This window comes from Achromobacter sp. MUI-25009338, from assembly GCF_057359325.1.
In genome coordinates, this window is record NZ_CM170627.1 from 3,575,324 (window position 1) to 3,596,931 (window position 21,608).

Sequence of the window (21,608 nt, forward strand, 5' to 3'; positions counted from 1 at the left end):
TATAGTAAGCCGCGCGCGCCGCGATGGCCGCTGCCGCGCATGCCATAATTGCACGCGCACTCCAGGAAGTCTCATGCCGCAAACCACCTCCTCCGCCTTTCCTCCGCTGAACGCCGAGCGCCTCTGGGCCCGCGCCGAAACCCTGTCCCGCTACACCCTGCCCGACCAGCCCTGGACCCGCCGCGCGTTCTCGCCGCAGTTCGACCAGGCCCGCGCCTGGCTGCGCGGCGAATTCGAAGCCGCCGGCCTGGCCACCCGCCTGGACGCCGGCGGCAACCTGATCGGCACGCTGCCCGGGCGCGATCCCGCGCGCAAACCCATCGCCACCGGCTCGCACTGCGACACCGTGATGAGCGGCGGCCGCTACGACGGCATCATCGGCGTGCTGGCCGGCATCGAAGTGGCCCACACGCTGCGCGAACACGGCGTGCAGCTCGAACACCCCTTCGAGGTCATCGATTTCCTGTCCGAAGAGCCCAGCGACTACGGCATCTCCTGTGTCGGCAGCCGCGCGCTGTCGGGCCAGCTGAGCGCCGACATGCTGGCCTCGCGCAACCCCGAGGGCGAGACGCTGGCCGAAGGCATCGCCCGCATCGGCGGCGACCCGGCGGCGCTGGGCGCGCCGCTGCGCCGCGCCGGCGAAACCGCGGCCTTCGTCGAACTGCACATCGAACAGGGCCCGGTGCTGGAAAGCCGCGGCCTGCCCATCGGCGTGGTCACCAACATCGTCGGCATCCGCCGCGTGCAGATCACGGTCCAGGGCCAGCCCGACCACGCCGGCACCACGCCCATGGACATCCGCCGCGACGCGCTGGTGGGCGCGGCCCGCATCATCGACGCCGCGAACCGCCAGGCCAGCGCCGCCAGCGGCAATCCGCATTACGTGGTGGCCACGGTCGGGCGCCTGTCGATGACGCCCAACGCGGCCAACGCGGTGCCCGGCCTGGTCGAACTGACGCTGGAAGTGCGCAGCGACAGCGACGCGGTGCTGGACGCCTTTCCCGAAACCCTGATGGCCGGCGTGGCGCAGGACCTGAAGGCGCTGCGGCTGTCGGCCGGCTGGACCCAGCTCAGCCGCGCGCGGCCCACCGACTGCGCGCCGCTGGTGATGGACGCGGTCGAGGCCGCCGCCGGCCAGCTGGGCTACGCCAGCATGCGCCTGCCCAGCGGCGCCGGCCACGACGCGGTCTACATGGCGCCCACCGGCCCCATCGGCATGATTTTCATCCCTTGCCTGAACGGGCGCAGCCACTGCCCCGAGGAATCGATCGAACCCGCGCAGCTGCTGGACGGCACCCGCGTGCTGTACCAGTCCGTGCTGCAACTGGACCGCGTGCTGCGCGGCGCCTGAGACCATGGAACAGATAGAACTCAACGACTGCACCGCCGACCGCTACCTGCTCGACGCCCCCGGCCTGTCGCTGCTGGTCTTTCACAGCCGCACCTGCGGCAACTGCCGGGTCGCGCGCGAGCAGCTGCCGCGGCTGGAACTGCCGGTGGAGCGCCTGTGCTGGGTGGACGCCGGCGAGAACGGCGGCCTGGTCGAGCGCTACGAAGTCTTCCACCTGCCCGCCATGTTCGTGACCCGCGACGGCGCGTTCTTCGGCCCGGTGCAGGCCAGCCTGGCGGAATGGGACCTGCGCCAGCAGATCGGCCTGGCCCTGGACAGCTATCCGGCGGAACTGCCATGAGCGCGCTGCCGGCTCCCCGGCCGCTGCGCCAGCCGCTGGACGCGCTGGCCACCGGCGCCATGCTGCTGCTGTGCGTCTGCTGGGGCTTCCAGCAGATCGCGATCAAGCTGGTGGCCGACGACGTCGCGCCCATCATGCAGATCGGCCTGCGCTCGGCCTTCGCGGCGCTGGTGCTGGCCGCGGTGGTGTGGCGGCGCGAGGGCGCGCAGGCCGTGCGCGACGGCACCGCCCTGCCCGGGCTGGTGGTGGGCCTGCTGTTCGCCGGCGAATTCCTGTTCGTGGCGCAGGGCCTGGTCTACACCACCGCCTCGCACATGTCCGTGTTCCTGTACACCGCGCCCATCTTCGCCGCGCTCGGGCTGCACTGGCTGCTGCCCGAAGAGCGCATGAAGCCGCTGCAGTGGCTGGGCGTGGCGATCGCGTTCTGCGGCATCGCCATCGCGTTCCTGGGCAAGGGCCGCCCCGAAGGCCAGGCCGGCGCGCCCGACATGCTGCTGGGCGACGCGATGGGCCTGCTCGCCGGCCTGCTGTGGGGCGCCACCACCGTGGCGATCCGCAAGACCTCGCTGTCCGAGGCCGCGCCCGCCAAGACCCTGCTCTACCAGATGGCGGTGGCGGCGGTGGCGCTGCTGGCCTACGCCGCGGCCACCGGCAACGACGGCTTCCGCTACACGCCGCAAGCGCTCGCCAGCGTGGCCTTCCAGTGCGTGGTGGTGGCCCTGTCCAGCTACCTGGCCTGGTTCTGGCTGCTGCGCCGCTACCTGGCCTCGCGCCTGTCGGTGCTGTCTTTCATGACCCCGCTGTTCGGCGTGAGCTTCGGCGTGCTGATCCTGGACGAGCCGCTGGACGCCGCCTTCGTGCTGGGCGCGGCGCTGGTGCTGTCCGGCATCACGCTGGTCAGCGGCGCGGAGCTGCTGCGCGAGAAGCTGCGCCGCGTGCGCTGATCAGGCCCGGCGCCGGCGCGGCGCCGCGTCCAGGTTCAGCACGATCAGCGCCGCCCCCGCCAGCACCAGGGCGAAGCCCCACCAGTCCATGGCGGCGGGCCGGTCGCCCACCAGCGCCATCGCGCCCAGCACGCCCACCACCGGCACCATCAGCGTGGTCAGCGTGGCCACCGTGGCGCTGACCCGCTCGCTCAGCACGAACCAGAGCCAATAGGCCACCGCCGTGCCCAGCACGATGTGAAACGTCAGCGCGCCCGCGACGCGTCCGTTCCAGCCGTGCAGCGGAAAGCGTTCGCCGGACAGCAGCACGCCCGCCAGCGCGCAACCCGCGCCCACCACCAGCTGCCAGGCCGTGACCACGATGCGGTGGCCGGCCACCGGCCGCGCTTTCAGGTAGACCGTGCCGGCGGCCCAGCCGAACGCCGCCACCAGCGGATACGCCAGGCCCAGGGCCGCCGCCGCGTCATGCCCGCCGAAGACCGCGCGCAGCACCGGCCATGCCAGGATGGCCACGCCGGCCGCGCCCAGCGCGAGCGCCAGCGCGCGGCGCCGGTCCAGCCGTTCGCCCAGCACCGCCCACGCCAGCAGCGCCGACATCATGGGCATGGTGAAGGTCAGCACCGCCGCGCGCGAGGTGCTGGTGCTGAGCTGCGCCCAGGCCACCGCCAGGTTGAACACCGCGATGGCCAGCAGGCCGCCCACCACGATGCCCGCCCACGAAGCGCGCGGCGGCAGCAGATCGAGCCGCTTGACCCGCGCCAGCAGCAGCAACAGCAAGGCGCCGCTGCCCAGCCCCAGCAGGCGCAGGGTGAAGGGCGGGACGACGCCCAGCACGATTTTCACGGCCGGCCAGTTCAGCCCCCAGAACAGGGCCAGCGCGACGGGAATCAGGCGCACGCGGCGCGGGCCTCTGCGATCATGGCGGCCAGCCCGCGGCGCTGGCGGCCTTCGGCGTCGAAGTTGTCCGCGCCCAGCCACTGTTCGTAGGCCGCGCGCAGCGCCGGCCATTCGCCGTCCACGATGGAGAACCAGGCCGTGTCGCGGCTGCGGCCCTTGTAGACCGTGGCCTGGCGGAACACCCCTTCGAACTCGAAGCCCAGGCGCGCGGCGGCGGCGCGCGACGGCGCGTTGAGGCTGTCGCACTTCCATTCGTAGCGGCGATAGCCCAGTTCGTCGAAGACGCGGCGCATCAGCAGGAACTGCGCCTCGGTGGCGATGCGGGTGCGCTTGAGCTGGCGCGAGAAAGACACGAAGCCGACCTCGATGACGCCGTTGGGCGGATCGATGCGCATCAGCGCCAGCGTGCCGACGGCGCGGCCCGATTGCAGGTCGATGATGGCGTGGTGCATGGGATCGGGGCCATCCTGGACCTTTTCGGCGAACGCCCGGTAGGCGGCCTCGTCGGCGAAGGGGCCCACCGACATGTAGGTCCAGTCGCTGTCGTCGGGCGCCCGGCTGAAGGCCTGGTACAGATCCGCCGCGTGGCGCTCGGCCGACAGCGGTTCGAGCCGGCAGTAGCGGCCGGAGAGCGGCGTGGCGGGCGGGCGCGGGCGCGCCGTCCAGCCGGGCACTTCCGGGCCGATGGGTTGCTGAAAAGCGTTGACGCGGGCGGGCATTCGGACCTCTTCCTGGTTGGCGCGCCGCCGGTATGGCGGGACGCAATCTGCATGGCCTCACGATATCGGAACCGTGGCATGATAAAAAGCACCACGCCTAAGGACTTTAATAGGGCCATGATGACCTCCTCCGCCCTGCTCGCCAGCCCGCTGGCGCGCGGCCCCGGCGCCCTGCCGCGCCAGCGCCAGCTGATCCAGCGCCTCAAGCAGGCCATCCTGGCCGGCCAGCTGCCGGCCGGCGGCAAGCTGCCCTCGTCGCGCGCCCTGGCCGAAGAGCTGGAGATCTCGCGCAACACCGTGCTGATCGCCTACGAGCAGCTGACGGCCGAAGGCTTCGTGATCGCCGACCGGCAGGGAACGCGGGTCGCGCCCTTGTCGGCCGCCGCCGGCGCGGCCGGCCATGCCGCCGCGCCGCCCTCCCCGGTTCCGGCCACGGCCCGGCGCCTGGCGCGCATCGTGTCCACGCGCTACGCGCACGACGGTTCGCTGCCGCTGACGCCCGGCACCCCGGCGCTGACGCAGTTCCCGGCCAGCGCCTGGCGCCGCGCGCAGGACCGCGCGCTGCAGGCCGCGCCGGCCGCCGCGCTGGGCTATGGCGATCCGCTGGGCGAACCGGCGCTGCGCGAAGCCATCGCCCAATACCTGCGGGTCTCGCGCGGCGTGCGCTGCGACGCCTCGCGCATCGTCATCACCGAAGGCGCGCAAGGCGCGCTGGCGCTGTGCGTGCAGCTGCTGACCAACCCCGGCGACACCGCCTGGCTGGAAGAGCCCGGCTACCGCGGCGCCAAGGCCGCCTTCCACGGCGGCGACCTGGAGATGCTGCCGTTGCGCGTGGACGACGACGGCATCGTGATCCCCGACAGCGCCTGGCGCGACCATCCGCCGCGGCTGATCCAGACCACGCCGTCGCACCAGTACCCCACCGGCGCGGTGCTGTCGCTGACCCGCCGGCTGGACCTGATCGAGCGCGCGCGGCAGGCCGGCGCGTGGATCATCGAAGACGATTACGACAGCGAGTTCCGCCACCAGGGCGAACCCATCGCGGCCATGCAGGGCCTGGTGGCCGACGCGCCCGTGCTGTATGTGGGCACCTTCAGCAAGACCATGTTCCCCGCCCTGCGGCTGGGCTATCTGGTGCTGCCGCGGGCGCTGGCGGCGCAGGCCATGCCGTCCGTCGCCGAGATGCTGCGCGGCGGCCACCGGCTCGAACAGCTGACCATGGCGGCCTTCATCGAAAACGGCCAGTTCTCGCGCCATCTGGGGCGCATGCGCCGGCTGTACCGGGAACGGCAGGCGGCGCTGCGCGACGCGCTGGCCGCCCATTTCGGGATCGAGCACGAAGTGCTGGGCGGACACAGCGGCCTGCACCTGACGGTGCGGCTGCCGCCGGCGTACCCGGACCAGGAAATCGTGCGGCAGGCGCGCGCGCTGGGGATGAACCCGAGCGCGCTGTCCTCGTTCGCGGTGTCGCCCCGGCCGCAGGACAACGGCCTGGTGATCGGCTACGGCAACACGGGCGCGGAGCGCTTTCCGGCGCTGCTGCGGCGGCTGCGCGAGGTCGCGCTGGAATGCGGCGGGCGGCGCCGGCCGCTCAGTTGATCAGCCCGCCCAGCACCAGCACGGCCAGGAACAGCCAGAAAACGAAGCCCAGGATGGAGCGGCGCAGCAGCGACTTGACCGCCGCCCACAGCAGCATGAGCCCCAGCACCAGCAGGACCAGGTTGAACACGGACGGGCTCATGCCCATCGCGCCGGCCAGGCCCGAATAGAAATCGCCCAGCGCGCCGCCGATGCCGCCCAGCAGCCACTTCAGCCCCGCCACGATGCTGCGCAGGGCTTCGCCGAGCATCCCGCCCAGCGAAGCGAAGAATCCGTCGCCGGCCCCCATCAGCGCCGCGCGTCCGTCAGCATGCGCACGGCCAGTCCGGCCAGCACGGTGCCCATCAGCCAGCGCTGCGCCGCCATCCACAGCGGACGGCCGGCCAGGAAGCCGGCGATGGAGCCGGCCATGATCGCGATGAGGGCGTTGACCGAAAGGCTGATGGCGACCTGGGTCATGCCCAGCGCCAGCGACTGCGCGAACACGCTGCCGCGCTCGGGCTGGATGAACTGCGGCAGCAGCGATACGTACATGATGGCGATCTTGGGATTGAGCAGATTGGTCAGCAGCCCCATCATGAACAGCGTGCGCGGGCTGCTCCTGGGCAGTTCGCGCACCTGGAACGGCGAGCGTCCGCCGGGGCGCAGCGCCTGCCACGCCATGTACAGCAGGTACAGCGCGCCGCCGATGCGCAGCGCGTCGTAGGCGTAAGGCACGGCCATCAGCAGCGCCGTGATGCCGAAGGCGGCGCAGCATACATAGAAGACGAAGCCGACCGCCACGCCGCCCAGCGAGATCAGGCCGGCCTGGGCGCCCTGCGAGATCGAGCGCGACACCAGGTAGATCATGTTCGGCCCGGGGGTGAGCACCATGCCCAGGGCCACCAGGGCGAAAGTCAGGAAATGGGCGAGATCTGGCATGATGGAGCGGCAAGTGGGGAGCGTAGACAGACACCTTAGCGCAAAACGGTGGCGCAACAGAAACTTTCCCGCGGGGCGTTTACGCGCCAGTGGCGCCGGCGATACAGTTGAGCGGTCGGTTTTCCCTGGAGCGTCCGGAATGTCCCCACAACACCGCGCCGGCGCGATCCGCGTCGGCATAGGCGGCTGGACCTACCCCGCCTGGCGCGGCGTCTTCTACCCCGAAGACCTGCCCCACGCGCAGGAGCTGGAATACGCCAGCCGCCAGCTCACCGCCATCGAAGTCAACGGCACCTACTACAGCAGCCAGAAGCCCGCCACCTTCGCCAAGTGGCGCGACGCCACCCCGAACGGCTTCGTGTTCACGCTGAAGGCCTCGCGCTACGCGACCAACCGCCGGCAGCTGGCGGGCGCCAAGGATTCGGTCGAGCGCTTCGTGCACAGCGGCATCGCCGAGCTCGGCCCCAAGCTGGGCCCCATCGTCTGGCAGTTCGCGCCGACCAAGACCTTCGACGCCGAAGACTTCGGCGCTTTCCTGGAACTGCTGCCGGAGCGGGTGGACGGGCTGGCGCTGCGCCACGTGCTGGACGTGCGCCACCCCAGCTTCCTGTGCGAGGACTACCTGAGGCTGGCGCGCCGCCACCGCGCCGCCACCGTGTACACGGACAGCGAGGACTACCCCTCGATGGCCGATTGCACGGCCGATTTCGTGTACGCGCGGCTGATGCGCGCCAGCGCCGGCTTCAAGGCCGGCTACGCGCCCAAGGCGCTGGACGCCTGGGCCGCGCGGTTGCAGACCTGGGCCGGCGGCGCGCGGCCCGCCGACCTGCCGCGGGCCGGCGAGCCGGCCGGGGCCGCGGCGCAGCCGCGCGACGTCTACGCCTTTTTCATCAACGGCGCCAAGGAACGCGCGCCGGCGGCGGCGCGCGCCCTGATCGAGCGCTTGTAGGCTTATTGCGCGACCGGCGTGCGCAGGGTCACGAATTCCTCGGCGGCCGTGGGATGGATGCCGATGGTTTCGTCGAACACCTGCTTGGTCGCGCCGGCCTTCAGCGCCACCGCGATGCCCTGGATGATCTCGCCGGCGTCCGGGCCCACCATGTGCACGCCCAGCACGCGGTCGGTGTCGGCGTCGACGATCAGCTTCATCAGCGTCTTTTCCTGCGACTCGGTCAGGGTCAGCTTCATGGGACGGAAGCGGCTTTCGAACAGCTTGATCCGGTGGCCGGCGGCGCGGGCCTCTTCGGTCGTCATGCCCACCGTGCCGATGTTGGGCAGGCTGAACACCGCGGTCGGGATCAGCTGGTAATCCACCTTGCGGTATTCCTCCGGACGGAACAGGCGCCGCGCCACCGCCATGCCCTCGGCCAGCGCCACCGGCGTCAGCGGCACGCGGCCGATCACGTCGCCGATGGCCAGGATGGAAGGCTCGGCGGTACGGTACTCGTCATCCACCTGGATGAAGCCGTCGTCCTTGAGCCTGACGGCGGTGTTCTCCAGCCCCAGGTTGTCCAGCATGGGGCGCCGGCCGGTGGCGTAGAACACGCAATCGGTCTCGATCACCGAGCCGTCCTTGAGCGTGGCGGCCAGCGTGCCGTCGGCCCGCTTGTCGATGCGCGCGACCTCGGCGTTGAAACGCAGGTCCACGCCTTTTTTCTCCAGCTCGTCGCGCAGGTGCTCGCGCACGCCCTGGTCGAAGCCGCGCAGGAACAGCGGGCCGCGATAGGCCTGCACGGTCTGCGCGCCCATGCCGTTGAAGATCGAGGCGAATTCCACCGCGATGTAGCCGCCGCCCACCACCAGCACGCGGCGCGGCAGCGCCTCGAGGAAAAAGGCCTCGTTCGAGGTGATGGCATGTTCCTTGCCCGGAATGTCCGGCACCTGGGGCCAGCCGCCCGTGGCCACCAGGATGTGGGCGGCGCTGTAGGTCTTGCCGTTGACTTCGACCGTGTGCGGGTCCTGGATGCGGGCATGCCCTTCCAGCAGCGTCACGCCGCTGTTGACCAGCAGGTTGCGGTAGATGCCATTGAGACGCTCGATTTCACGATTCTTGTTGGCGATCAGGGTGGGCCAGTCGAACGCGGGTTCGCCGGCGTTCCAGCCGAAGCCCCGGGCCTGTTCGAAGTCTTCGCTGAAATGGGCGCCGTAGACCAGCAGCTTCTTGGGCACGCATCCCACGTTCACGCAGGTGCCGCCCAGGTAGCGGCTTTCCGCCACCGCCACGCGCGCCCCGAAACCGGCCGCGAAACGCGCCGCGCGCACGCCGCCCGACCCCGCGCCGATCACAAACAAGTCGAAATCAAATGCCATGATGTTTCCTTCGCGCCGCCGCAGGACCGCGCGTTCTGTGTCTGGGAAAACCGTATTTAACACCACGCGGCGGGCCGATGCGTCCTGCGTCCCTATTGTGCGGCGGCCATCATGAACTCCACGGCGGCGCGCAGCGCGGCCTCGTCGGCCGACGAGCCGCCGCGCGGCGGCATGGCGCCCTTGCCCTTCATGACCGTCGCCACCAGCGCGTCGGCGCCCTGGGCGATGAGCGGCGACCAGGCCTGCTTGTCGCCCAGCCTGGGCGCGTTGGCCACGCCGCTGGCGTGGCACACGAAACAGGCGGATTTGTAGACTTTTTCGCCGGCCGCATGGACGGTGGCCGAGGTTTCCGCCTGCGCCCATGAAGCCGGCAGGCCGGCCAGTGCGGCCGCCAGCAGAATGCGTCGTAATGTGGACATGGCAAAGCTCCGTCGGAAGATCTCTGGGGGTGAAGGCCGGACGCGGGCGCCCGGCCCCGGACGTTCAGCGCGGGATCGGGCCCGGAGCCTTGATCTGCTTCATCAGGTCGTCGTTCCACTTGCCCTCGACCTTGATGTGGCCGGCCGCCCCCAGCTCGAAGGCTTCGATCAGGTTGTGGTTCAGGTAGGCGTACACGCCCGGCTGCTTGAAGGTGTAGAGCGCCGCGCCCGCCGAGCCGCCGCGGATGAACCAGGTCTCCAGGTCACGCTGCGGCGGATTGGCGAACTTGCCGGTTTCCCAGACCCAGTCGCCGTGGCCGCCGATCAGATGCGGACGCGTGTCGCGGTTGGCCTGCGAATGGATCAGCATCACGGTTTCGCCGACCTTGGCCTGCAGCGCGTTGGCCCCGGTCAGCGCGCCCACCTTGCCGTTGAACACGATGTGCGACGGCGTAAGCGTGCGCATCACCTCGACCGTGTCGGCGTAGCTTTCCACCAGCGTGGCGTAGTCCTTGTACTTGCCGTTTTCGTCCTTGGGGATGTAGAGGTCGAATTCGCCTATCGTGTAGACGCGGTCGTAGCGCAGCGGCTTGCCTTCCGGGTCTTTCAGGCCGTCGCGCGGCAGCACCATCAGCACGCCGCTCATGCCGGCCACCACGTGCCACGGCACCATGCCTTCGGGCGCGCAGTGGTACACGAAGGTGCCGGTCCGGTCGGCCTTGAAGCGCAGCGTGGCCTGCTGGCCCGGATCGACGTTGGTCAGCTTGGCGCCGCCCAGCGCGCCGGTGGCGGCGTGGAAGTCCACGTTGTGGCGCATGGCGTTGGTGGCGGGGTTGATCAGCGTCAGCTCGACGTAGTCGCCCTCGTGCACCACCAGCGTCGGGCCGGGCATGGACCCGTTGAACGTCATGGCCTGAAGCGTGGTGCCCTTGTCGTCGATGACCATCTTCTTTTCCTCGATGCTCATTTCGAATTCGACCACTTTCGGGCCCGACGTCGCGACCTGCTCGTGCGGGTGGACCATCGGCGGGGCGACCAGCGTGACCTTGGCGCGCGGCAGCTTGTCGGCATCCTGCGCGAACACGGCCGTCGCGGCCAGCGTGAAAGCCAGCGCCGCAGCCAGCAAGGGGGGCCGTAGTGCGTTCATATCCAGCTCCTTATCCAGTTCTTCAATCGCCGGGAAAGCCGGCACCCCTATTGAAGAACCGACGCAGGCGCCGTTCTTTGCTGTAGCGCAAACTCGAAGGCGGGCGCGCGCGCCGGGCGCATTGTCAGCGCGGGACTGCGGTGTCAACATGAAGCCATGGAGATTCGTCCGTCTCCCCCCGTTTTCTAGGACCGCCATGCCTTCCCCGCTTTGTCACGCGCTGCTGCGCAACCTGGAGATCTTCAAGCCTCTTTCCGATGCGCAATTGAAGTCCGCGTTGCGCGGCGCCCAGCCTTGCCGGCTGGTCGCCGGCGCCGCCGCCTACCGCCAGGGCGGCATCGCCTCGCACTTCTTCGTGCTGCTCAGCGGCCGGCTGAAAGTGGCGCAGATCACCGCCGACGGCGAACAGGTGGTGGTGCGCTACGTCAACCCGGGCGACATGTTCGGACTGGCCCGCGCCATGCGCCAATCGCGCTATCCCGCCACCGTGCAGGCCGTGCTGGAAAGCGTGTGCCTGGCCTGGCCGGACGAGTTGTGGGAGCGTTTCGTGGGCAACCATCCGCAGCTCGGCGCGATGGCGCTGCAGACCATGGGCCAGCGCCTGCAGGACGCGCACCTGCGCATCCAGGAACTGTCCACCGACGAGGTCGAGCAGCGCGTGGCGCGCACGCTGTTGCGCCTGGTGGAAAGCGCCGGCCAGCCCACCGCCGGCGGCATCGGCATTAGTTTTCCGATCACGCGCCAGGACATCGCGGAAATGACGGGCACCACGCTGCACACCGTCAGCCGCCTGCTGAGCGACTGGCGCCAGCGCGGGATCGTCGACGGCAGCCGCAAGCGCATCGTGCTGCGCTCGCCGGCCGCGCTGGCGCGCGTCTGCAGCGACGCCCAGGCCGCGCCCGATTGTTCGGGCTGTACTTCCTGCCTGGACGGCCCGCCGCCGGCCGAGCCGCCGCCCGCGCAGCGCCGTAGGATGGGTGCAGCGCGAGCGTTCTTGAGCGAGGACGCCTATCTCGAACGCGCGTAACCCATCAGGCGGCCCCAGCCGCCGGGTTTCGCAGCAAAACTCCAACATCAGCCCGCGACGGCAGCCTCGTCCAGCACCAGCCTCAGGCCCAGGTTGGCCGGCGGCAGGCCGACCGAGCAGGCCCCGCTCTTGGGATCGCGGATGAAGTCCGGCAGGTAGGCCACGTGGCGCCCGGCCGCGATCCGGATGCCGCAGTTGCGGCCGCCGTCGGCCTCGCCGGCCGGCGCGTCCAGGACCCGCACCGCATGGCAGTCGCTGGTCCAGTCCCACACGCTGCCGGCCATGTCCATCAGGCCGCTTGCGTTCACGCCGTAGGCGCCGAACGCGCGCACCTCGGCGTCCTCCCGCTGGCGGTTGCTCTGCGCGTCGTATTCGGCCAGCCAGCGCTGGGCGGGATCGTCGCCGGCGTCGGGCAGCGCGGCCTGCTCGCGAAAGGCTTCGCCGGCCGCGTAGACCCATTCCGGATAGGTGGGCAGGCGCCAGCGCCGCCCGGTGCGCGCCGACAGCCAGGCCGCATACGCCGACGCATCGGTCCAGCTGACGCCCACCGCCGGCATGTCAGGCGCGCCCGCGCCTCGATGCGCGCCGTCCAGCGGCTTGCAGCCGCCCGCCTTCACGCAGGCCGCGTATTCGGCCTGGCTGACCTGGTGTTTCATGATGGACAGCCCGCGCGGAAAACGCGCCGTCAGCGGCGCCGGGGTCACCGGATAGCCGCCGCGCAGCGTCGTGTCGGAAGGCCGGTACGACACTTCGCCGGCCGGCAGCCGCAGCACCTGCGGCAAGGACGCAGGGGCCCGGTCTGCGGGCCCGCATGCGGTCAACGACAAGAGGATTGCGGCGATCGACAGGCTGCGCACGGATGAGGCTCCGGTTGCGTTCCGGGGCGGGACGCCCCGGGACCTGGATCTATTGGACCGGCTCCCGCCGCCGCCCTCTTTGCGCTGGCGCAATGAGGGCGGCGAACCGGGATCAGCCGCGGGCCGGACGGGCCTGCAGCCGCGGCTCGTTGGGCACGGCGCGGCCGCTGAGCAGGCCCAGGATGACCTGCACCACCATCGCCAGCGCGCCCAGCAGGAACACCACGTCGCCGAAGGTGCGGCCCCAGCGCAGGTTCTGCAGGATCTCCTGCTGCATGAAGGCTTCGCTGCGCGCGTACCACATGCCCTCGCTCACGCTGGCCTGGAACTGGATCAGTCCGATCGGCAGCAGGCTGGTGAAGATCATCAGCGCCAGGCCGATGTTCAGCCCCCAGAACGCCAGCTTCATCAGGCCGGGGTTGAGCGTGTAGTGCGGACGGATGTAGCGCAGCACCATGAGCGTGAAGCCCAGCGCCAGGAAGCCGTACACCCCGAACAGCGCGGCGTGCGCGTGGACCGGCGTGGTGTTCAGGCCCTGGATGTAGAACAGCGACACCGGCGGGTTGATCATGAAGCCGAATACGCCCGCGCCCAGCATGTTCCAGAAGGCCACCGCGACAAAGCACATCAGCGGCCACTTCAGGTTGTTCATCCACGGCGCGCGCGACTTCAGGCGCCAGTTTTCCCAGGCCTCGTGGCCCAGCACGATCAGCGGCACCACTTCCAGCGCCGAGAAGCTCGCGCCCACCGCCATCACCGGCGTGGTGGCGCCGGCGAAATACAGGTGGTGGAAGGTGCCTGGCACGCCGCCCAGCATGAACAGCGAGGCCGAGGCCAGGCTGGCGGTGGTGGCCATGCGGCGCGACACCAGGCCCATGGTCGAGAAGATGAAGGCCAGCGCGGTGGTGGCGAAGACTTCGAAGAAGCCCTCGACCCACAGGTGCACGATCCACCAGCGCCAGTATTCCATGATCGTCAGGTGGGTGCGCTCGCCGTAGAAGAAGCCGGCGCCGTAGAACAGGCCGATGGCGCCCGTCGACGCGGTCAGCAGCGCCAGCAGGTTCTTGTCGGTGCCCTTGGTGCGCAGCGCCGGCACGATGCCGCGCAGCATCAGCACCAGCCAGAAGCACAGGCCCACGTACTTGCCGATCTGCCACAGGCGGCCAAGGTCCACGTACTCATAGCCCTGATGGCCCAGCCAGAAGTTCAGGTTCGGCGGCATGATCTGGGCGATCGCCAGGTAATTGCCGATGTACGAACCGACCACCACGACCACCAGCGCCCAGAACAGGATGTCGACGCCCAGCTTCTGGTACTTGGGATCGCGCCCGCCGTTGATCACCGGCGCCAGGAACAGGCCGGCCGCCAGGAAGCCGCTGGCGATCCAGAACAGCGCGCTCTGGATGTGCCAGGTGCGCACCAGCGAGTATGGGAACCACTGCGACAGGTCGACGCCGTAGAACTTCTGCCCTTCGACGGTGTAGTGCGCGGTGAAGCCGCCCAGAAGCACCTGGAACCCGAACAGCGCCGCGACCAGGAACACGTACTTGCCCAGCGCCCGCTGCGAGGGCGTGAGCGCGAAGCTGGTCAACGGATCCTTGGCGGGCGCCTCGGGTTCCGGCTCTTCCTCGCCGCGCAGGAAGGCCCAGGCCCACACCAGCAGGCCGATGCCGGCCAGCAGCACCACCACGCTGACGATGGACCAGACAATGTTCTCGGTGCTGGGCGTGTTGCCGATCAGCGGCTCGTGCGGCCAGTTGTTGGTGTAGGTGACGTCCTGGCCCGGGCGCTCGGTCGCCGCGGCCCACGCGGTCCAGAAGAAGAACTGCGTGAGCTGCGCGCGCCGCGCCGGATCGGGCAGGGTGTTTTCCTTCATGGCGTAGCTTTCGCGGGTGCGATGCTGCGACGGCGCGTCGGAGAACAGCAGGTCGTAGTAGGCCGCCGTCTGCGCCATCGCCCGCGCGCGGCGCGGACTGACCGTGAGCGTGTCGGTCGCGGCGTCGGTGCCGTTGCCGCGGTATTCGGCCTTCAGGGCCTCGCGCAGCGCGGCCTGCTCGGGCGTGGACAACTGCGCGTAGTCCTTGCCGTGCGCGTCGCGCGCGGCCAGGTCCAGCCAGGCCGTCAGTTCGCGGTGCAGCCAGTCGGCCGTCCAGTCGGGCGCCTGATAGGCGCCGTGCCCCCAGATCGATCCCAGCTGCATGCCGCCGATCGATTGCCAGGCGGTCTGGCCGTCCAGGATGTCGTCACGGCCGAACAGGCGGGTGCCGTCGGCCGACACCACCTGGCCGGGGATCGGCGGCGCCTTTCGGTAGACTTCGCCGCCATAGAAACCCAGCAGTGCGAATGTGATCGTCAGCACGGCGATCAGCGTGAACCATAATTTCCGATACGGACCCATGATGGGAACGCCCTCCAGTGTTGCGGTTTTTGGGTACGCTCCTATATGCGAATTCCGTGCCAGAAAAATTTCCCTTTAAATCAATGGATTGTGATTTATCAGGTTTTTTTTACCGTGACACATAAGGGTATAAATAACTCCTTAAAGGTCATTTCTACCCTTCTGCGCCATTTACGATGGCGCAGCCTCTTCCCGTCCCTCTACAAGGAGCCGACCGCATGGTGACCGCAAGCGACAACCCCGCCCCCTTGCATATTGGCATCGTGGCCTGCTCGGCCGAAGGCGCGGCGCTGTGCTATCGCACGCTGTGCGCCGAAGGCGCGCAGCGCCTGGGTCCGCACGCGCACCCCGAGATCTCGCTGCATACGCATTCGCTGGCCGACTACGTGGCCTGCCTGGACCGCGGCGACCTGGACGGCGTGGGCGCGCTGATGCTGTCCTCGGCGCACAAGCTGGCGCGCGCCGGCGCCGATTTCCTGATCTGCCCGGACAACACCATCCACCAGGCGCTGGACCCGATATTGGCGCGCTCGCCGCTGCCCTGGCTGCACATCGCCGCGGAAGTCGCCGCCCAGGCGCAGGCGCGCGGCCACCGCCGCCTCGGCATCCTGGGCACGCGCTGGCTGGCCGACAGCGAGGTCTACCCGGACAAGCTGGCCGAACGCGGGCTGCAATGGCTGCGCCCCGAACCGCAGGACCGCGCGCTGGTGGGCCGCATCATCATGGACGAACTGGTGTACGGCGTCTTCAAGCCCGAATCGGTGGCGCGGCTGCAAGCCGTGGTCGAGCGCCTGCGCGCGGCCGGCTGCGACGCCGTGGTGCTGGGCTGCACCGAACTGCCGCTGGTGCTGGACGACGCCAATTGCGCGCTGCCCACGCTGGACTCCACCCGCATCCTGGCGCGCGCCGCGCTGGCCCGCGCGCTCAGATCTGCTCCAGCCCGTACTGGCGCAGGCGCTCCAGGTCCAGCACCTTGATCTGGTTGTAGGCCAGCGCCAGCATGTCCTGGTCGGCCAGGGCCTGCAGCGCCTGGTTGACCCGCTGGCGCGACAGGCCGGTGAGATAGCCCAGCTCCTCCTGCGAAATCGCCAGGGTCAGGTCGGTGGACGGATACAGCCGCGGATTGAACAACTGCGCCAGCGACTGCGCCACCCGCGCGTCCGCGTCCAGCAGGCGGTGGTTCTGGATGGAGGCGATGAATTCGCCCATGCGGTCGTTCAGCTGGCCGATGACGAAATGCGAAAACGGCAGGCTGGCCGCCAGCAGCGCATGGAAGGTCGCCGCCGGCACCAGCAGCACCAGCGAGGGCTGGATGGCCACCACGTCGTACTTGCGCAATTCGCGCTTGATCACGCTGCCCTCGCCGAACCAGCCGCCCGGCGGCACGCCCGAAAACGTACAGCTGCGCCCCGACTCGTTGTAGATGGCCAGTTTGAGCAGGCCCGTATGCACGCCCAGCCAGTAATCCGAGGGCGCGTTGCGCCGCGCGATCCAGGCGCCGGCGTCCACGCGCTCGGCGCGCGAGCTCGCCAGGACCAGCTCCTGGTGTTCGGCCTGCAGCGCGCCGAACCAGGCGCAGGCGGCGAACAACGGCGCCGGTTCTTCGGCGGAAACGATGTTTGAAACGTCGGACATGGGAAGATCCGTGTAAAACTCGGGATGGGTCTGTCATGCAGGTGACAGACTGCATTTTCCGGCCGCCGATAAGCTCTAGCAAGCGACGCGGAACAAACGCCCTCCGCGCAAAGAATATCCGGGTGCCTTCCGCATCCGACAGGAGACAAGCATGAGCAGCATGTACGAGCACGGCCTCGCGCGCCGCGAGGCCAATTACACGCCCCTGACGCCGGTGGATTTCATCGCCCGCGCCGCCGAAGTGTATGGGCAGCGCCTGGCCGTGGTCCACGGCAAGGTGCGGCGCAACTGGGCCCAGACCTACGAGCGCGCGCAGCGCCTGGCCGGCGCGCTGGAGCAGGCCGGCGTGCGGCGCGGCGATACGGTCGCGGTCATGCTGCCCAACATCCCCGCCATGGTCGAGGCCCACTTCGGCGTGCCCATGCTGGGCGCGGTGCTCAACACCCTGAACACGCGGCTGGACATTCCCAGCGTGCTGTTCATGCTGGGCCACGGCGAGGCCCGGGCGCTGATCGTGGACACGGAATACGCCGAGGTCGCGCGCCGCGCCGTGGCCGAGTATCCCCACCTGAAACTGATTTCGGTGCACGACCTGGAGAGCGCGCCCGCCGCCCTGCCCGGCGCGATCGACTACGAAGACTTCCTGGCCGCCGCGCCGGCGCGCTACGACTGGCAGCCGCCGGCCGACGAATGGGACGCCATCGCGCTGAACTACACGTCCGGCACCACCGGCGATCCCAAGGGCGTGGTCTACCACTACCGCGGCGCCTATCTCAACGCGGTCAGCAACATCCTCGAATGGGACATGCCCAAGCATCCGGTCTATCTGTGGACCCTGCCCATGTTCCATTGCAACGGCTGGTGTTTCCCGTGGACGGTGGCCGCGCGCGCGGGCGTCAACGTCTGTCTGCGCAAGGTCGACCCCAAGATGGTGTTCGACCTGATCCGCGACGAAGGCGTGACCCATTACTGCGGCGCGCCCATCGTGCAAAGCGCGCTGGCCAACGCGCCGGCCGAAATGCGGGCGGGCATCCGGCACACCGTGCGCACCATGGTCGCCGGCGCGGCGCCGGCGCCGGCCGTCATCGCCAAGATGCGCGACATCGGTTTCGAGCTGACCCACGTCTACGGCCTGACCGAGGTCTACGGCCCGGCGGCCGTGTGCGCGCGCCAGGACGCCTGGGACGCGCTGGAAGACGAGCAGCGCGCGCTGCTCACCGCCCGCCAGGGCGTGCGCTACCACCTGCAGGCCGGCGTGTCGGTGCGCGACCCGGAAACCATGGAACCGGTGCCGCCCGACGAGCAGACCGTGGGCGAAGTCATGTTCCGCGGCAACATCTGCATGAAGGGCTACCTGAAGAACGAGCGCGCCACCGACGCCGCGTTCGCCGGCGGCTGGTTCCACACCGGCGACCTCGGCGTGATGACGGCCGACGGCTACGTCCGCATCAAGGACCGCAGCAAGGACATCATCATCTCGGGCGGCGAGAACATCTCCAGCATCGAAGTCGAGGACGCGCTCTACCGCCATCCCGCGGTGGCGGCGGCCGCGGTGGTGGCCATGCCCGATCCCAAGTGGGGCGAAACCCCGTGCGCCTTCATCGAGCTCAAGCCCGGCTGCAGCGCCACCGCCGAGGAAATCATCGCGCATTGCAGAAGCCTGCTGCCGGGCTTCAAGGTCCCGCGCGCGGTGCGCTTCGGCGAACTGCCCAAGACCTCCACCGGCAAGATCCAGAAGTTCGAACTGCGCGCCGCCGTGGGCGCGACCTCGGCCATCGACCTGGCCGCCCCGGGCAAGACGGCCTGACCACACCCCATCCAGGAGCGCCAACGCAATGACGTACCAAGCCCCCGTGAAAGACATGCTGTTCGTGCTGAACCGCCTGGCCGGCCTGCCCCAGGTGGCCGCCCTGCCCGGCTTCGAGGAAGCCACGCCCGACACCGTGCAGGCCGTGCTGGAGGAATCCGCGCGCTACGCCGGCGACGTGCTGGCGCCGCTGAACCAGCCGGCCGACCGCGAGCCCAGCGCCTGGCGCGATGGCGCGGTGACCACCTCGCCCGGCTTCAAGCAGGCCTTCCGCCAGTACGCCGAAGCCGGCTGGCAGGGCATGACCCATCCGGTCGAGTACGGCGGCCAGGGCCTGCCGGGGCTGCTGGGCTCGCCCTGCTCCGAGATGCTCAACGCCGCCAACCTGTCTTTCGCGCTGTGCCCGCTGCTGACCAACGGCGCGATCGAGGCGCTGCTGACCGCCGGCTCGCCCGAGCTGCGCGAGCGCTACATCGGCCCCATGATCGAAGGCCGCTGGACCGGGACCATGAACCTGACCGAGCCGCAGGCCGGCTCCGACCTGGCCATGATCCGCTCTCGCGCGCAGCCCGCGGACGACGGCACCTACCGGATTTCCGGCACCAAGATCTTCATCACCTATGGCGAACATGATCTCGCCGAGAACATCGTGCACCTGGTGCTGGCCCGCCTGCCCGACGCGCCCGAAGGGGTCAAGGGCATTTCGCTTTTCCTGGTGCCCAAGTTCCTGGTCAACGAGGACGGCACGCTGGGCGCGCGCAACGACGTGCAATGCGTGTCGATCGAGCACAAGCTGGGCATCAAGGCCAGCCCCACCGCGACCCTGCAGTTCGGCGACGCCGGCGGCGCGGTGGGCTATCTGGTGGGCCAGGAAAACCGCGGCCTGGACGCCATGTTCATCATGATGAACGCCGCCCGCTACGCCGTCGGCGTGCAGGGCATCGCCGTCGCCGACCGCGCCTACCAGCATGCGCTGGCCTATGCCGCCGAACGCGTGCAGAGCCGGCCGGTGGACGGCTCCTCGCGCGAGGCCGTGCCCATCATCCAGCACCCCGACGTGCGCCGCATGCTGGGCACCATGCGCGCGCTGACCGAGGCCGGCCGCGCGCTGGCCTACGTCACCGCCGGCCATGCCGACCTGGCCCACGCCAGCCCCGACGCCGAAGCGCGCAAGCGCCACCTGGCGGTCCAGGAATTCCTGGTTCCCATCGTCAAGGGCTGGTGCACCGAGATGTCGATCGACGTGGCCAGCCTCGGCGTGCAGGTGCATGGCGGCATGGGCTTCATCGAGGAAACCGGCGCCGCGCAGTACTACCGCGACGCCCGCATCCTCACCATCTACGAAGGCACCACCGCGATCCAGGCCAACGACCTGGTGGGCCGCAAGACCCTGCGCGACGGCGGCGCCGTCGCCCGCGCCCTGCTGGCCGAAGTCCGCCAGACCGAAGCGGCGCTGGAAGCCAGCGGCGATCCCGCCGCGGCCCGCATGCTCGCGCCCCTGCGCCGGGCCAGCGCGGCGCTGTCCGACGCCGTCGATTTCGTGCTGGCCAACGCCGCCAGCCATCCCAACGCGGTGTTCGGCGCCGCCGTGCCCTACCTGCTGCTGGCCGGCACCACCCTGGCCGGCTGGCAGATGGCGCGCGCCCTGCTCGCCAGCCTGGCGCACCGCGACGAAGACCCGGCGTTCCACGACGCCAAGATCGCCACCGCGCAATGCTATGCGCTGCACAAGCTGAGCCAGGCGCCGGGGCTGGCGGCGGTGGTGCTGGGGTCGAAGGATTACGCGATGCCTTGATTGGGGTGTGTATGGCCTGCCGCTCGAGCGTGCGATAGCCGGCGTTTGCTTGCCGCGAAAAACGGCGGCTATCGCCGCCTGATGGGTTTCGCGCGCTGGGTGTCCGCGTTCTTCTTCAAGGATTCTCGCGCTGCACCCATCCTACCCGCATCACGCATCATACACATCACCCACATCACACCTCACATCCCGCGCCTTTGCGCGGCGCGGCAGCGTCAGCGCCCAGAACGCCAGCGCCGCCAGGCTGATCGCCGCGCCCAGCGCGCAGACGCCCGGCCATCCGGCCTGCGCGTATACCGCGGTCGAGGCGATCGAGCCCAGGCCGCTGCCGGCGGCGTAGAACATCATGTAGCCGCCCACCAGGCGGCTGTGCGCCTGGGCGCTGATGCCGAAAATCATGGCCTGGTTGGTGACGTGCAGCGCCTGCAAGGCCACGTCCAGGACCAGCACGCCCAGCGCCAGCAGCCACAGGCTGTGTTCCAGCAATGCGATCGGCGCCCACGACAGGCACAACAGCGCCAGGCCCGCCGCCGTGGTGCGCTCGCCCAGCCCGCGATCGGCCAGCCGGCCGGCGCCGGCGGCCATCAGCACGCCGACCGCGCCCACCAGCCCGAAGGCGCCCACCGCCGTATGCGTCAGCGAATGGGGCGGCGCGCTCAAGGGCAGCACCAGCGCGGTCCAGAACGCGCTGAAGGCGGCGAACATCAGCATCGCGATCGTGCCGCGCACGCGCAGCACGCGCTCTGACGCGAGCAAGTCGTAGAGCGAACGCAGCAGCGCCCAGTAGCCCAGGTCCACCGTGGGCAGGCGGCGGCGCGGCAGGCGATAGGCCAGCACCACCGCAAGCGCCGCCGCCAGCGCGGCCGACACCAGGTACACCGCGCGCCAGCCCCAGGCGTCGGCCACCACGCCGGCCAGCACCCGGGCCAGCAACAGCCCGGTCACCACGCCGCCCTGCGCGGCCCCGACCACGCGGCCGCGTTCGCCCGGCGCGGCCAGCGCCGCCGACAGCGCCAGCAGGCCCTGCGTCATCGCCGTGCCCAGCAGGCCCAGCGCGACCATGCCGGCCAGCAGCCAGGGCGCGGCGGGCGCGACCGCCACGGCCGCCAGCGCCAGCACCAGCAGCCCGAGCTGGCCGATCATCAGGCGACGGCGGTCCAGCAGGTCGCCCAGCGGCACCACGAACAGCAGCGCCAGCGCGCAGCCCAGCTGCGTGGCCGTCACCACCACGCCCACCGCCGCCTCGGACAGGCCGAACTCGCGGCCGATGGCGTCCAGCAGCGGCTGCGCGTAATACACGTTGGCCACGCTCAGGGCGCAGGCCACCGCAAGCAGCAGCACCAGCGAACGCGGCATGGGAGAGTCGTCGGACATGGCGATTCCTTTTGGTTTCATTACAAAACCAAAATACTAGGATTCAAGGTTTTATAATGCAACCATTA

The 21,608-nt window shown here is 69.9% G+C and carries 20 protein-coding genes; 9 read left to right on the plus strand and 11 right to left on the minus strand.

From position 1 onward, the window contains the following. Nucleotides 1-73: 73 nt before the first annotated feature. Genes AC1IQ6_RS16950 through AC1IQ6_RS16960 form a run of 3 tightly spaced genes read left to right on the plus strand, consistent with a single transcriptional unit; the run spans nucleotide 74 to nucleotide 2,635 of the window. Nucleotides 74-1,351 (plus strand): N-carbamyl-l-glutamate amidohydrolase ErtE, encoded by a 1,278-nt coding sequence (locus tag AC1IQ6_RS16950; protein WP_485864993.1) that lies wholly within the window; start codon nucleotides 74-76, stop codon nucleotides 1,349-1,351. 4 nt (nucleotides 1,352-1,355) lie between these two features. After that, nucleotides 1,356-1,691 carry a thioredoxin family protein gene (locus AC1IQ6_RS16955; protein WP_485864994.1) on the plus strand — a complete coding sequence of 112 codons (336 nt, stop codon included), beginning with the start codon at nucleotides 1,356-1,358 and terminating at the stop codon, nucleotides 1,689-1,691. Next, nucleotides 1,688-2,635, plus strand: coding sequence for a DMT family transporter (locus AC1IQ6_RS16960; protein WP_479730040.1), 948 nt, complete (start codon nucleotides 1,688-1,690; stop codon nucleotides 2,633-2,635). The genes AC1IQ6_RS16955 and AC1IQ6_RS16960 overlap by 4 nt, the downstream gene beginning before the upstream one ends. Here the strand turns inward: AC1IQ6_RS16960 and AC1IQ6_RS16965 are convergent, their stop codons facing one another. Together AC1IQ6_RS16965 and AC1IQ6_RS16970 are read right to left on the minus strand one after the other, a co-directional pair. Beyond that, complete coding sequence (locus AC1IQ6_RS16965) at nucleotides 2,636-3,532, minus strand: DMT family transporter (protein WP_111825437.1); 897 nt, start codon at nucleotides 3,530-3,532, stop codon at nucleotides 2,636-2,638. It abuts the gene before it with no gap. Continuing rightward, the gene (locus AC1IQ6_RS16970) at nucleotides 3,523-4,251 is read right to left on the minus strand and encodes a GNAT family N-acetyltransferase (protein WP_485864995.1); all 729 of its coding nucleotides are present in this window, start codon (nucleotides 4,249-4,251) and stop codon (nucleotides 3,523-3,525) included. The genes AC1IQ6_RS16965 and AC1IQ6_RS16970 overlap by 10 nt, the downstream gene beginning before the upstream one ends. A gap of 78 nt (nucleotides 4,252-4,329) precedes the next feature. Here AC1IQ6_RS16970 and pdxR point away from each other — a divergent pair, with 78 nt between their 5' ends. Further along, nucleotides 4,330-5,850, plus strand: a complete 1,521-nt coding sequence (gene pdxR / locus AC1IQ6_RS16975) for a MocR-like pyridoxine biosynthesis transcription factor PdxR (RefSeq protein WP_485864996.1) — start codon at nucleotides 4,330-4,332, stop codon at nucleotides 5,848-5,850. On the opposite strand, the gene AC1IQ6_RS16980 is transcribed toward pdxR, so the two are convergent. Both AC1IQ6_RS16980 and AC1IQ6_RS16985 read right to left on the minus strand, forming a co-directional pair. Next, nucleotides 5,843-6,139, minus strand: a complete 297-nt coding sequence (locus tag AC1IQ6_RS16980; RefSeq protein ID WP_102771543.1) for a hypothetical protein — start codon at nucleotides 6,137-6,139, stop codon at nucleotides 5,843-5,845. The two genes, pdxR and AC1IQ6_RS16980, sit on opposite strands and share 8 nt — an antisense overlap. Beyond that, nucleotides 6,139-6,771: a LysE family translocator gene (locus AC1IQ6_RS16985; RefSeq protein WP_102771544.1), complete on the minus strand. Its 633-nt coding sequence runs from the start codon at nucleotides 6,769-6,771 to the stop codon at nucleotides 6,139-6,141. Before AC1IQ6_RS16985 ends, AC1IQ6_RS16980 begins: the two co-directional genes overlap by 1 nt. 139 nt (nucleotides 6,772-6,910) lie before the next feature. Between AC1IQ6_RS16985 and AC1IQ6_RS16990 the strand changes: the two genes are divergently transcribed. After that, entirely contained in the window at nucleotides 6,911-7,720 is an 810-nt protein-coding gene (locus AC1IQ6_RS16990; protein ID WP_485864997.1) for a DUF72 domain-containing protein, read from the plus strand. A 2-nt stretch (nucleotides 7,721-7,722) separates the two neighbouring features. Here AC1IQ6_RS16990 and gorA read toward each other — a convergent pair whose 3' ends face one another. From gorA to nirK, 3 genes are all read right to left on the minus strand, one after another. Further along, nucleotides 7,723-9,081 carry a glutathione-disulfide reductase gene (gene gorA, locus AC1IQ6_RS16995; RefSeq protein WP_102771546.1) on the minus strand — a complete coding sequence of 453 codons (1,359 nt, stop codon included), beginning with the start codon at nucleotides 9,079-9,081 and terminating at the stop codon, nucleotides 7,723-7,725. 92 nt (nucleotides 9,082-9,173) lie between these two features. Beyond that, nucleotides 9,174-9,500, minus strand: coding sequence for a c-type cytochrome (locus tag AC1IQ6_RS17000; RefSeq protein ID WP_111825440.1), 327 nt, complete (start codon nucleotides 9,498-9,500; stop codon nucleotides 9,174-9,176). Between the two features lie 64 nt (nucleotides 9,501-9,564). Further along, on the minus strand, nucleotides 9,565-10,647 hold the full coding sequence (gene nirK, locus AC1IQ6_RS17005; protein ID WP_485864998.1) for a copper-containing nitrite reductase: 1,083 nt from the start codon (nucleotides 10,645-10,647) through the stop codon (nucleotides 9,565-9,567). 196 nt (nucleotides 10,648-10,843) lie between these two features. Between nirK and AC1IQ6_RS17010 the strand changes: the two genes are divergently transcribed. After that, a complete protein-coding gene (locus AC1IQ6_RS17010; RefSeq protein WP_102771549.1) occupies nucleotides 10,844-11,674 on the plus strand; it encodes a Crp/Fnr family transcriptional regulator in 831 nt (276 codons plus the stop codon). Between the two features lie 47 nt (nucleotides 11,675-11,721). On the opposite strand, the gene AC1IQ6_RS17015 is transcribed toward AC1IQ6_RS17010, so the two are convergent. Both AC1IQ6_RS17015 and AC1IQ6_RS17020 read right to left on the minus strand, forming a co-directional pair. Next, nucleotides 11,722-12,447 (minus strand): formylglycine-generating enzyme family protein, encoded by a 726-nt coding sequence (locus tag AC1IQ6_RS17015; RefSeq protein WP_485866576.1) that lies wholly within the window; start codon nucleotides 12,445-12,447, stop codon nucleotides 11,722-11,724. Nucleotides 12,448-12,643: 196 nt separating this feature from the next. Next, on the minus strand, nucleotides 12,644-14,929 hold the full coding sequence (locus tag AC1IQ6_RS17020; RefSeq protein WP_102771551.1) for a nitric-oxide reductase large subunit: 2,286 nt from the start codon (nucleotides 14,927-14,929) through the stop codon (nucleotides 12,644-12,646). A gap of 218 nt (nucleotides 14,930-15,147) precedes the next feature. Between AC1IQ6_RS17020 and AC1IQ6_RS17025 the strand changes: the two genes are divergently transcribed. After that, nucleotides 15,148-15,906, plus strand: coding sequence for an aspartate/glutamate racemase family protein (locus tag AC1IQ6_RS17025; protein ID WP_111825442.1), 759 nt, complete (start codon nucleotides 15,148-15,150; stop codon nucleotides 15,904-15,906). On the opposite strand, the gene AC1IQ6_RS17030 is transcribed toward AC1IQ6_RS17025, so the two are convergent. Further along, on the minus strand, nucleotides 15,854-16,564 hold the full coding sequence (locus AC1IQ6_RS17030; protein WP_102771553.1) for a Crp/Fnr family transcriptional regulator: 711 nt from the start codon (nucleotides 16,562-16,564) through the stop codon (nucleotides 15,854-15,856). The two genes, AC1IQ6_RS17025 and AC1IQ6_RS17030, sit on opposite strands and share 53 nt — an antisense overlap. 151 nt (nucleotides 16,565-16,715) lie before the next feature. Here AC1IQ6_RS17030 and AC1IQ6_RS17035 point away from each other — a divergent pair, with 151 nt between their 5' ends. Beyond that, entirely contained in the window at nucleotides 16,716-18,371 is a 1,656-nt protein-coding gene (locus AC1IQ6_RS17035; protein WP_102771554.1) for an acyl-CoA synthetase, read from the plus strand. Between the two features lie 28 nt (nucleotides 18,372-18,399). Next, nucleotides 18,400-20,166, plus strand: coding sequence for an acyl-CoA dehydrogenase (locus AC1IQ6_RS17040; RefSeq protein WP_485864999.1), 1,767 nt, complete (start codon nucleotides 18,400-18,402; stop codon nucleotides 20,164-20,166). Between the two features lie 150 nt (nucleotides 20,167-20,316). Here AC1IQ6_RS17040 and AC1IQ6_RS17045 read toward each other — a convergent pair whose 3' ends face one another. Continuing rightward, on the minus strand, nucleotides 20,317-21,540 hold the full coding sequence (locus AC1IQ6_RS17045; RefSeq protein ID WP_485865000.1) for an MFS transporter: 1,224 nt from the start codon (nucleotides 21,538-21,540) through the stop codon (nucleotides 20,317-20,319). Nucleotides 21,541-21,608 lie beyond the last annotated feature (68 nt).